The following is a 251-nucleotide window of genomic DNA, read 5'->3' as shown; positions in this document are numbered from 1 at the left end:
CATCACATAAGTAGCCTTCACGTTGTGACTGATGGAACCGTAATAACCGCGGTTGGAAAAGTTCTTGGCGATGGCATCAGGCACTTTGATTTGCTCTGCGATCTCCAACATGGTGTAGCCCTGATTGGCCATGCGCAGGGTTTCATCATTGATGAAGCGATACATATCCCGCTGCGTGCTGATATGCTCATTGACCTTGTCCTTTCCCCACACTGGCCAGTGGTGCATGGCGTACATCACTTCCACTTCAT

1 protein-coding gene is annotated in these 251 nt (G+C 49.8%); it reads right to left on the bottom strand.

What is annotated here, in order from left to right; genetic code table 11:
- The coding region (locus A3730_RS10590) for an alkyl sulfatase dimerization domain-containing protein (protein WP_304439488.1) at nucleotides 1–251 on the bottom strand (251 nt) is incomplete at both ends.

This window comes from Alcanivorax sp. HI0044 (assembly GCF_001634945.1).
Note: the sequence above shows the minus strand (reverse complement) of the source record. Positions and strands in the feature narration are given on the sequence as shown.